Origin of the sequence: Pseudomonas sp. Sample_16 (genome assembly GCF_004307665.1) — a bacterium.
GTDB lineage: Bacteria > Pseudomonadota > Gammaproteobacteria > Pseudomonadales > Pseudomonadaceae > Aquipseudomonas.
In genome coordinates, this window is record NZ_RCOB01000207.1 from 18912 (window position 1) to 28117 (window position 9206).

The 9206-nt window shown below is 59.9% G+C and carries 7 protein-coding genes; 5 read left to right on the plus strand and 2 right to left on the minus strand.

Going from position 1 to position 9206, the window contains the following annotated elements:
- Nucleotides 1-170: 170 nt before the first annotated feature.
- Nucleotides 171-1862, minus strand: coding sequence for an AMP-binding protein (locus D8U69_RS27395; RefSeq protein WP_130908536.1), 1692 nt, complete (start codon nucleotides 1860-1862; stop codon nucleotides 171-173).
- A 330-nt stretch (nucleotides 1863-2192) separates the two neighbouring features.
- On the opposite strand from D8U69_RS27395, the gene D8U69_RS27400 reads away from it, so the two are divergent.
- The 4 genes from D8U69_RS27400 to D8U69_RS27415 all read left to right on the plus strand — a co-directional run bounded on the left by D8U69_RS27400 (nucleotide 2193) and on the right by D8U69_RS27415 (nucleotide 7853).
- Entirely contained in the window at nucleotides 2193-3356 is a 1164-nt protein-coding gene (locus D8U69_RS27400; RefSeq protein ID WP_046815544.1) for an isovaleryl-CoA dehydrogenase, read from the plus strand.
- A 12-nt stretch (nucleotides 3357-3368) separates the two neighbouring features.
- Complete coding sequence (locus D8U69_RS27405) at nucleotides 3369-4976, plus strand: carboxyl transferase domain-containing protein (RefSeq protein ID WP_130904283.1); 1608 nt, start codon at nucleotides 3369-3371, stop codon at nucleotides 4974-4976.
- 115 nt (nucleotides 4977-5091) lie between these two features.
- On the plus strand, nucleotides 5092-5907 hold the full coding sequence (locus tag D8U69_RS27410; RefSeq protein ID WP_056854650.1) for a gamma-carboxygeranoyl-CoA hydratase: 816 nt from the start codon (nucleotides 5092-5094) through the stop codon (nucleotides 5905-5907).
- Nucleotides 5907-7853: an acetyl/propionyl/methylcrotonyl-CoA carboxylase subunit alpha gene (locus tag D8U69_RS27415; protein ID WP_130908537.1), complete on the plus strand. Its 1947-nt coding sequence runs from the start codon at nucleotides 5907-5909 to the stop codon at nucleotides 7851-7853. Before D8U69_RS27410 ends, D8U69_RS27415 begins: the two co-directional genes overlap by 1 nt.
- Before the next feature lie 39 nt (nucleotides 7854-7892).
- On the opposite strand, the gene D8U69_RS27420 is transcribed toward D8U69_RS27415, so the two are convergent.
- Nucleotides 7893-8531, minus strand: a complete 639-nt coding sequence (locus D8U69_RS27420; RefSeq protein WP_130908538.1) for an XRE family transcriptional regulator — start codon at nucleotides 8529-8531, stop codon at nucleotides 7893-7895.
- 129 nt (nucleotides 8532-8660) lie between these two features.
- Here D8U69_RS27420 and D8U69_RS27425 point away from each other — a divergent pair, with 129 nt between their 5' ends.
- The gene (locus tag D8U69_RS27425) at nucleotides 8661-9002 is read left to right on the plus strand and encodes a DUF3077 domain-containing protein (RefSeq protein ID WP_056854653.1); all 342 of its coding nucleotides are present in this window, start codon (nucleotides 8661-8663) and stop codon (nucleotides 9000-9002) included.
- Nucleotides 9003-9206 lie beyond the last annotated feature (204 nt).

The window sequence follows — 9206 nt, forward strand, 5'->3', positions numbered from 1 at the left end:
AAGACTAAAAAACTGCAAGCACCCGAAGAAACAACCTCGAACAAAAACCATTAATCGAATGTGAAATATATATAGTTACCACCCTCTCGAAAACCACGGACTTGAAACCCGAAACGTCATCGGCAAACGGCACCGATGACGTTTCCAGCAATATTTTGATGCGCCCGTTTTCAAGGAATGGCCAATTCCTCAATGCTGATTTCGCGCATGCGGAATTTCTGGACTTTGCCGGTCACGGTCATTGGGAATTCGTCGACAAACTTGAAATACCGCGGGGTCTTGAAATGCGCGATGCGCGTCTTGCACCAGTCTTTCAGCTCTTCTTCGGTAGCGCTGTGCCCGGGGTGGAATTTGACCCAGGCGACTATCTCCTCGCCATAACGGGAACAAGGGATACCGATGACCTGCACGTCGGCGATAGCCGGATGAGTGAAGAAAAATTCCTCCAGCTCTCGCGGATAAATGTTCTCGCCGCCGCGAATAATCATGTCCTTGTTACGTCCGGCGATGCACACGTAACCTTCGTCATTCATGCTCGCCAGATCGCCGGTGTGCATCCAGCCCGCCTGATCGATGGCTTCAGCGGTGCCTTGCGGATTGTTCCAATAGCCCAGCATCACGCTGTAGCCACGGGTGCACAACTCGCCAATGGTGCCGCGCGGAACCAGGTTGCCTGCTTCGTCGATAATCTTGCTTTCCAGTTGCGGTTGAGTGCGGCCGACGGTAGTGACGCGCAGTTCCAGGTCATCTGCAGGGCCGGTCTGCAACGACACCGGGCTGGTTTCCGTCATGCCGTAGGCAATCTGCACTTCGTTCATGTGCATGTCACTGATGACCCGGCGCATGACTTCGATCGGGCACGTCGCCCCGGCCATGATCCCGGTGCGCAGGCTCGACAGGTCGAACTCGGCACGCTGCGGCTGATCGAGCATGGCGATGAACATGGTCGGCACGCCGTACAGCGCCGTGGCGTTTTCTTCGGCGACGGTGCGCAGCGTCAACAGCGGATCAAACGCATCGTTGGGGTAGATCATCGTGCTGCCATGGGTGATGCAGCCGAGATTGCCCATGACCATGCCGAAGCAGTGATACAACGGCACCGGGATCACCAGGCGATCCGCGGCGGTCAGGCCCAGGCTCTCGCCGACCATGTAACCGTTGTTGAGAATGTTGTAGTGACTGAGAGTCGCACCCTTGGGAAAACCCGTCGTGCCAGAGGTGTACTGGATGTTGACCGCCTGATCGAAATGCAGGCTGTCCTGGCGCTCGCGCAGTTGCTCGGCCGACACACTGCCCGCCAGATCAGCCAGTTGCGACCACGGCAGGAAACCGCTGGGCGGCTGAGCATCCAGACTGATCACGCCGCGCAGCTCCGGCAGTTTTTCACAGCTCAGCTTACCGATGGATTGTTCAGCCAGTTCCGGCACCAGACCTTGCAACATCGCGTGGTAGTCGGAGGTCTTGAACGCGCCGGCACACACCAGCCATTGGCAGCCTGATTGCTTTAATACGTATTCGAGTTCGGAACTGCGATAGGCAGGATTGATGTTGACCAGGATCACGCCGATTTTCGCCGTGGCGATCTGCGTGATGCACCATTGTGCGCAGTTCGGCGCCCAGATGCCGAGGCGGTCACCGGCCTTCAGCCCCAATGCCAGCAATGCCCTGGCGTGCAGGTCCGCGGCGTCCGCCAGTTGTCGCCAGGTGTAGCGCAACTGTTGATGGCGCACGACCAGCGCCTCCCCGGCCGGGTACTGCGCGACCGTATTATCGAACGCCTGGCCGATAGTCATCGCCAGCAAGGCTTTGTCCTGGGAACCACGAGTGTAACTGCGTTGCGGGCTTACATTGGGTTGATCCATGACGACCCCTATTGTCTTTATTGTAGGAGCGAGGCTCATGCGGCGAAGGAGCTTGCTCCCGTTCGGCTGCGCAGCAGTCGTGAAATCTGCAACCCGGTGCTTTCTGGCACACCTTGCCTGCCGATTTGCGACCGCTTGGCGCCCGAGCGGGAGCAAGCTCCCTCGCCACGGAAAAGCGACGCCGGTCTTTTCAGAACTGCCTCTACTCTCGCTCAAGTTGACGTTAACGTAAAGGGTGATTGACAGCCTTTCGTCACAGGCTTACGTTAACGTAAAGGTGAGAACCAAATGACAGTCTCATCAACCGACAAAAAAGCCAAAAGGTGACCCATGAGCTACCCATCCCTGAACTTCGCCCTCGGTGAAACCATCGACATGCTGCGCGATCAGGTTCAGTCCTTCGTCGCCAAGGAGATCGCCCCGCGCGCCGCTCAGATCGACATCGACAACCTGTTCCCCGCGGACCTGTGGCGCAAATTCGGCGACATGGGCCTGCTGGGCATTACCGTCCCGGAAGAGTACGGCGGTGCGGGACTGGGTTACCTGGCCCATGTGGTCGCCATGGAAGAAATCAGCCGTGGCTCGGCTTCGGTAGCCCTGTCTTATGGCGCCCACTCCAACCTGTGCGTCAACCAGATCAACCGCAACGGTAACCACGAACAGAAATCCAAATACCTGCCGAAGCTGATCAGTGGCGAGCACATCGGCGCCCTGGCCATGAGCGAGCCGAACGCCGGTTCCGATGTGGTCTCGATGAAGCTGCGTGCCGACAAACGCGGTGACAAGTACGTGCTCAACGGCAGCAAGACCTGGATCACCAACGGCCCGGACGCCAACACCTACGTGATCTACGCCAAGACCGACCTGGAAAAAGGCCCTCACGGCATCACCGCGTTCATCGTCGAGCGCGACTGGAAAGGCTTCAGCCGCAGCAACAAGTTCGACAAGCTCGGCATGCGTGGTTCGAACACTTGCGAGCTGTTCTTCGATGACGTCGAAGTGCCGCAAGAAAACATCCTCGGCGTACTCAATGGCGGCGTGAAGGTGCTGATGAGCGGCCTCGACTACGAGCGCGTGGTGCTCTCGGGTGGCCCGACCGGGATCATGCAGGCGTGTATGGACCTGATCGTGCCGTACATCCATGACCGCAAGCAGTTCGGTCAAAGCATCGGCGAGTTCCAGCTCATCCAGGGCAAGGTTGCCGACATGTACACCCAGCTCAACGCCAGCCGCGCCTACCTTTATGCGGTAGCACAAGCTTGCGAGCGCGGCGAAACCACGCGCAAGGACGCCGCCGGCGTGATCCTCTACAGCGCCGAGCGTGCTACGCAAATGGCCCTCGACGCGATCCAGATTCTCGGCGGCAACGGTTACATCAACGAATTCCCCGCCGGTCGTCTATTGCGTGACGCCAAGCTGTACGAAATCGGCGCGGGCACCAGTGAGATCCGTCGCATGCTGATCGGTCGCGAACTGTTCAACGAAACCCGCTAAACGGAGCTGTCCATGGCTATCCTGCATACCCAGCTCAACCCCCGTTCAGCGGAGTTCGCGGCCAACAGCGCGGCGATGCTCAAACAGGTCGACGCACTGCACACCCTGCTCGCCCAAGTCGCGCAAGGTGGCGGCCCGAAAGCGCAAGAACGCCACACCTCGCGGGGCAAACTGCTGCCTCGCGAGCGCATCAATCGCCTGCTCGATCCGGGTTCGCCGTTTCTTGAAATCAGCCAACTGGCGGCTTACGAGGTGTATGGCGAAGACGTTCCCGCCGCTGGCGTGATTGCCGGGATCGGCCGTGTGGAGGGCGTCGAATGCATGATCGTCGCCAACGACGCCACGGTTAAAGGTGGCTCCTACTACCCGCTGACCGTGAAAAAACACCTGCGCGCGCAGACCATCGCCCAACAGAACCGCCTGCCGTGCATTTACCTGGTGGACTCTGGCGGCGCCAACCTGCCCCGCCAGGATGAAGTGTTTCCCGACCGCGAGCACTTTGGCCGGATCTTTTTCAACCAGGCCAACATGAGCGCCATGGGCATCCCGCAGATTGCCGTGGTCATGGGCTCATGCACCGCTGGCGGCGCCTATGTACCGGCCATGGCCGATGAAGCGATCATGGTCCGCGAACAGGCAACAATTTTCCTCGCCGGCCCGCCGCTGGTGAAAGCCGCGACCGGTGAGGTGGTCAGCGCCGAGGATCTCGGCGGTGCCGATGTGCATTGCAAGATTTCCGGTGTGGCCGACCATTACGCCGAAAGCGACGAACACGCTCTGGCAATCGCCCGCCGCAGCATCGCCAACCTAAACTGGCGCAAGCAAGGCGAAGTTCAGCAGCGCACGCCAATCGCCCCGCTCTACAGCAGTGACGAGTTGTACGGCGTGGTGCCGGCCGATGCCAAGCAGCCGTTCGACGTGCGAGAAGTCATCGCGCGACTGGTGGACGGTTCGGTATTCGACGAATTCAAGGCGCTGTTCGGGACGACCCTGGTCTGCGGTTTCGCTTATCTGCACGGTTACCCGATCGCGATTTTGGCCAACAACGGCATTCTGTTCGCTGAAGCCGCGCAAAAAGGCGCGCATTTCATTGAGCTGGCCTGCCAGCGCGGCATTCCGTTGCTGTTCCTGCAAAACATCACCGGCTTCATGGTCGGCCAGAAATACGAGGCGGGAGGCATCGCCAAGCACGGTGCGAAGCTGGTGACGGCCGTGGCTTGCGCCAAGGTGCCAAAATTCACCGTGATCATCGGTGGCAGTTTCGGTGCCGGTAACTACGGCATGTGCGGTCGGGCCTACGATCCGCGTTTCCTGTGGATGTGGCCGAATGCGCGGATCGGCGTGATGGGTGCCGAACAGGCGGCGGGCGTGCTGGTGCAGGTCAAGCGCGAACAGGCCGAACGCAGTGGCCAAGGCTTCAGTGACGAGCAGGAAGCCGAGATCAAGCAACCGATCCTCGACCAGTACGAAGAACAGGGTCACCCCTACTATTCCAGTGCGCGCTTGTGGGATGACGGTGTCATTGACCCGGCCCAGACCCGCGATGTACTGGCCCTGGCCTTGTCCGCGTCGTTGAACGCGCCCATCGAACCGAGCCGCTTCGGCGTGTTCCGGATGTGAATTTTTGTAGGAGCGAGGCTTGTGTGGCGAGGGAGCTTGCTCCCGCTCGATTGCGCAGCAATCGCAAAAAAGATCCCGCAAGCAGTTCCCACAGAAACCGTGGAGACGGATGAATATGAGCGACTTCAACACCCTCGAACTGCTGACCGACCCTCGTGGATTTGCCACGCTGTGGCTCAGCCGTGAAGAAAAGAACAACGCCTTCAACGCCCAAATGATCCGCGAACTGATCCTCGCCCTCGACAAAGTCGCGAGCGATGCCAGCCTGCGTTTCCTGATCGTGCGCGGTCGCGGCAAACACTTCAGCGCCGGTGCCGACCTGGCCTGGATGCAACAATCGGCCGAACTCGATTACCACACCAACCTCGACGACGCCCGGGAACTGGCGGAATTGATGTACAACCTGGCCAAGTTGAAAATCCCGACCCTGGCCGTGGTGCAAGGCGCAGCATTTGGCGGCGCGTTGGGCCTGATCAGTTGCTGCGACATGGCCATCGGTGCCGACGATGCGCAGTTCTGCCTGTCGGAAGTGCGTATCGGCCTCGCACCCGCGGTGATCAGCCCGTTCGTGGTGCAAGCCATTGGCGAACGCGCTGCGCGGCGCTATGCGCTGACCGCTGAACGTTTTGGCGGACAGCGGGCACGGGAACTGGGCCTGTTGTCGGAGAGTTATCCGATCGCCGATCTGGAGCAGAAGGTCGATCAGTGGATCGACAACCTGTTGCTCAACAGTCCCGCCGCCATGCGTGCCAGCAAGGACTTGCTGCGTGAAGTCGGCGACGGTTCGCTGAACCCGGCGCTACGCCGCTACACCGAAAACGCCATCGCCCGCATCCGGGTCAGCCCCGAAGGTCAGGAGGGCCTGCGTGCCTTTCTGCAAAAACGTCCGCCGAGCTGGCAAGCCGAAACCACTACCAAGGAGTCGCGTTGATGAGCGCACCTGTCATTACGTCCCTGCTGGTGGCCAACCGTGGCGAAATCGCTTGCCGGGTGATGCGCACCGCCAAGGCCCTTGGCCTGACCACCGTAGCTGTGCACAGCGCCACCGACCGAGACGCTCGTCACAGCCGCGAGGCGGATATTCGCGTTGACCTGGGTGGCAGCAAAGCCGCCGACAGCTATCTGCAAATCGACAAACTGATCGCCGCGGCCAAGGCCAGTGGCGCCCAAGCGATTCACCCCGGCTATGGCTTTCTGTCGGAAAACGCCGGATTCGCCCGCGCCATCGAAAACGCCGGTCTGATATTTCTCGGCCCACCGGCCTCCGCCATCGATGCGATGGGCAGCAAGTCCGCGGCCAAAGCCTTGATGGAAACCGCCGGCGTGCCGCTGGTGCCCGGTTATCACGGCGAGGCGCAAGACCTCGAGACGTTCCGCGATGCCTGCGAGCGCATCGGCTATCCGGTGCTGCTCAAGGCCACGGCGGGTGGCGGCGGCAAAGGCATGAAAGTGGTCGAGGACGTCAGCCAACTGGCCGAAGCCCTGGCCTCGGCCCAGCGTGAAGCGCAATCGTCGTTTGGCGATTCGCGGATGCTGGTGGAGAAATACCTGCTCAAACCGCGTCACGTGGAAATCCAGGTGTTCGCCGATCAGCACGGCAACTGCTTGTATCTGAACGAGCGGGACTGCTCGATTCAGCGGCGGCACCAGAAAGTCGTCGAAGAAGCACCGGCGCCAGGCCTGAGCCCGGAACTGCGTCGCGCCATGGGCGAAGCGGCCGTGCGGTCGGCACAGGCCATCGGCTACGTCGGTGCCGGCACCGTCGAGTTTTTGCTGGATGCACGCGGCGAATTCTTCTTCATGGAGATGAACACACGCCTGCAGGTCGAACATCCTGTCACCGAAGCCATTACCGGCCTCGACCTGGTGGCTTGGCAGATCCGCGTGGCGCGTGGCGAAGCGTTGCCGATGACCCAGGATCAAGTGCCGCTGATCGGCCACGCGATTGAAGTGCGGCTGTACGCCGAGGACCCAGCCAATGACTTCCTGCCGGCAACCGGCCGCCTGGAGTTGTATCGCGAATCGACGCACGGCGCAGGCCGTCGCGTGGACAGCGGCGTCGAGGAAGGCGACGAAATCTCGCCGTTCTACGATCCAATGCTGGGCAAGTTGATTGCCTGGGGCGAGGACCGCGAACAGGCGCGCCTGCGGTTGCTAAGCATGCTCGATGAGTTCGCGATTGGCGGGCTCAAGACCAACATCAACTTCCTGCGGCGGATCATTGGCCACCCGGCCTTTGCCGCAGCGGAGCTGGATACCGGGTTTATTCCGCGTTATCAGGAACAGCTGTTGCCGACACCCGCGCCGCTCAGCGACGAGTTCTGGCAAAGCGCCGCCCAAGCGTTTGCCCTGAGCCAGCATCGTGTAGCGAGAGCTGACGACCCGAGTTCGCCATGGGCCAGCGGCAACGGTTTGCGCGCCGGCCTGCCAGCGCAAGTCACTCTGCACCTCAGTTGTGAAGGCCAGGATGAAGCGCTGACATTGGGCAGCATCGAGGCTCAACTGCGTGGCGAGCATTTGCTCACCGAACGCGACGGCGTGCGCCGCCAGCACCGGGCTATCCGTCGGGGTGACGCTGTGTATTTGCAATGGGACGGTGAACTGCGCCGCGTCGAGACGTATGACCCGATCAGCGCCGTTGAAGCCAGTCACAGCCATCAGGGCGGCCTGACTGCGCCCATGAACGGCAGTATCGTGCGGGTGCTGATCGAGGTCGGGCAAACGGTCGAAGCCGGGGCACAACTGGTGGTACTGGAGGCGATGAAGATGGAGCACAGCATCCGCGCACCCCACGCGGGTGTGATCAAGGCGCTGTACTGCCAGGAAGGCGAAATGGTCAGCGAAGGCAGTGCGTTGGTCGAACTGGAAGAAGCTTGAAACGATGATCGGTCCTACACCTTACCGGGACCGATCCGATCAAAACCTGGCGGTTGCCTGAACCACCACACCGATGATTCGACACTCTTCGGTGTATAGGGCTTTCGGATACGTCGGATTGAGCGGGACCAGGTAACGCTGCCCGCCCTCTTCGATCAACTTGCGAAAAATCGCCTCGTTACTGCCTTGCCACTGGGCAATAATCAGTTTGCCAGGCACCGCTTCCACGTCCGGGTCCACCAGGATCAGCATGCCCTCGGCGATGCTCAGGCCACTGGGCGCGGTCATCGCATCGCCCATCACGGTCAACCAGAACGCCGCACCTTGTGCGTGGTAGTCGGACAATTCGAAACGATACCTGGCCTGCTCGCCATCGCGCACCTCGCCGGTTTCGCGCCAGTCACTGACCGGGTAACGGAAGTACGGGTTGTACTTCTGCGTCAGGGAGACCTCGTCGTCCTGCGACTCTCCCGGCTCCCTGATCACCAGCGCCACTTCCAGAAACCCCAGGCCCAGCGCCTGCAAGACCCGATTCATGTCCTCGATGCCTGGCTGGCGGCGTTTTGTCAGCCAATGCCCGACGCCACCCTGGGACATCCCGAGGCGCTCGGCGAGTATCTCTTGAGTGACCTTGAGCTCACTCATCTTGGCCTTGACCAATTCAATCCATTTATCCATGTGCGGCACGATACGTGGAGGGCTCCAGCCATCAAAACACAAATTGTAGTATTTAATTGATGGTCACAAATACAGATCGTACTAGGATGAATTCACGGATCTGAATCTATCACGGAGCTTGCCATCACCATGAACCAACCCGCCAACGACCTGCCCGACCTGCAAATCGACACTTCGCTCACTTCCGCAAAAGGCTCTGCCGCTGCACAGCGGGCACTGGACTATTACTTGAAACCAGCTGTTTCAGTGGAACAGGTCGAAGAGCGTTTCTTCGACGTGAACCGCAACATCAAGAGTGAAGAAGCGCTGGTTCATGCGTCGGATCTTTTACGATGTGCTGCCGCGACAGCCTTCGAGACAGCCAACCATCTGCAGGGTACAAACCGGGACCTGGCGTTTTCTGCGGTGCACATGATCGACATGGCCAGAGCCATGGTGGATCGATCGTTGGAATGTCACCAGAACGCTTGAAGCGATGATGAAAAGAAGAGGACGGGAAAGAATTTTCCAATCGCGCAGATAAAAACGTTTGACTTGCAAACGAGAATGATTATTATTGCATCAACTGATCGCGAGATCAGTTGATGGCCCAGCGGACCTTAGGTCGGTCTCTGGACTATCTCCTCATCAGGCTAATCACGGTTTTTGACCCGGCTTTTTGCCGGGTCTTTTTTT

Excerpts from the sequence above, each read along its gene's own strand:
- D8U69_RS27395 (WP_130908536.1), bottom strand. The coding sequence starts at position 1,862 with ATGGATCAACCCAATGTAAGCCCGCAACGCAGTTACACTCGTGGTTCC.
- D8U69_RS27400 (WP_046815544.1), top strand. The coding sequence starts at position 2,193 with ATGAGCTACCCATCCCTGAACTTCGCCCTCGGTGAAACCATCGACATG.
- D8U69_RS27405 (WP_130904283.1), top strand. The coding sequence starts at position 3,369 with ATGGCTATCCTGCATACCCAGCTCAACCCCCGTTCAGCGGAGTTCGCG.
- D8U69_RS27410 (WP_056854650.1), top strand. The coding sequence starts at position 5,092 with ATGAGCGACTTCAACACCCTCGAACTGCTGACCGACCCTCGTGGATTT.
- D8U69_RS27415 (WP_130908537.1), top strand. The coding sequence starts at position 5,907 with ATGAGCGCACCTGTCATTACGTCCCTGCTGGTGGCCAACCGTGGCGAA.
- D8U69_RS27420 (WP_130908538.1), bottom strand. The coding sequence starts at position 8,531 with ATGGATAAATGGATTGAATTGGTCAAGGCCAAGATGAGTGAGCTCAAG.
- D8U69_RS27425 (WP_056854653.1), top strand. The coding sequence starts at position 8,661 with ATGAACCAACCCGCCAACGACCTGCCCGACCTGCAAATCGACACTTCG.